The organism is Roseburia sp. 1XD42-69, from assembly GCF_003612565.1.
In the GTDB taxonomy this organism is placed as follows: Bacteria; Bacillota; Clostridia; order Lachnospirales; family Lachnospiraceae; genus Roseburia_B.
The window spans coordinates 1-1533 of the sequence record NZ_RAZG01000202.1 but is presented as its reverse complement, the minus strand read 5'-3'; the positions used below and the strand labels follow the sequence as shown (position 1 = coordinate 1533).

The 1533-nt window shown below is 44.0% G+C and carries 1 protein-coding gene; it reads left to right on the top strand.

What is annotated here, in order from left to right:
• The first annotated feature begins 142 nt into the window (after positions 1–142).
• Positions 143–1423, top strand: a complete 1281-nt coding sequence (locus D7Y06_RS25060; protein WP_120410180.1) for an IS110 family transposase — start codon at positions 143–145, stop codon at positions 1421–1423.
• The last annotated feature ends 110 nt before the right edge of the window (positions 1424–1533 follow it).

Below are 1533 nucleotides of genomic sequence, written 5' to 3'. Positions count from 1 at the left end.
CAAATGCTGCATCCCGGCATCTAGCCACCAGCAGGGTATTTCTGCCGGGCAATGCTCATAACGCGAGGTTTAGGGCGGCGTAGTGATCTGGGACAAGCCATGATTACTCTTCTTCATTTTTATTGAAAGGTGGTGATGATCCGTGAAAGAACCTATTGATTGCCTCTCAACACTGTTTGTTGGGATTGACATTGCATCCCGTATTCATGTTATTTCTGCACTTGATTTCAATGAGAAGTTCTACATCAAGATGAAACCTGTAGAAAACACCCGGGAAGGTGCAGCCCTTATGGAACAGATGATTTCTGATGTGTTAGAATATAACCATCAGTTCAAATACGTTGTTATCGGTATGGAATCCACTGGTTTCTATGGTGTCCATCTGGCTAATTATCTTGCTGCCAGTGGCCTGCTTGCGCCATTCTCTGTCAGGGTTTACTGTCTCAATCCAAAGGAAGTCAAGAACTACAAGAAGTCCTTCAATGACATCGGAAAGAATGATGGCATAGATTCCTATGTGATCGCTGATTTTGCCCGTGTAGGACGTATTGCGGTCAAACCATGGCGCGGTTCCCAATACCTTGCCCTGCAGCGTCTTACCAGACACCGTATGCACATCACTGAATGTATCGCAAGGGAAAAGACTTACATGCTTAACAACATTTATCTCAAGTTCAGTGAATACGCATTGCTTCGTGATGGACAACATCCATTCGCAAACAAATATGGCGCCACAGCTGAAGCCGTTCTTACTGAGTACACAACGAATGAAGATATCGTAAACTCATCAGTAGAAGACCTCGTCGCTTTTATTAACTCTAAGAGCAAAGGCCGTATTGCTGATCCGGAAGAAACAGCAAAAATCTTACAGGCTGCAGCCCGCAACTCATACCGGCTTGATAAATGCCTCTATGAGCCGCTTACTATCTCAATCGCTTCTTCATTTAACTGTATCAGTTCCTTCGCAAGGGAACTCAAAGCGATTGATAAAGCAATCCTTCAAACAGTTCAGGGACTAAACCCTGACGAGTACACGGTACTGAATTCCATTCCCGGAATCGGTAAAGTTTATTCAGCCGGTATCTTAGCCGAAATGGGCTCCATTAAGGCTTTTCCTAATGCCAATGCCCTCGCAAAATACTGTGGTATCGTTTGGAACGATAATGACTCTGGCGACTTCGTAGCCGAAGACAGACACATGAGCAAGGCTGGCAACAGATATCTGCGCTACTACATCATAGAAGCTGCCGGAAGTGTCATAAGACACTGTCCTGAATACAAAGCCTTCTATGACAAGAAATATGCTGAGACAAGAAACCATCAGCATAAACGAGCACTCGCGTTGACTTCCCGTAAATTTATACGTCTGCTCTTCGGTCTGCTGGACAAGGGCCAACTCTACTCTCCGGAAAAGAGTAGGTAATCCATACCATATATCAAACTTACGTTCTTTTCAGACCGTAGGTCTATTAAGGTTACCCTTTTCCATGAAAATCTTTTTCATTTTCCTCTTGACATATTACCAAATTGCTT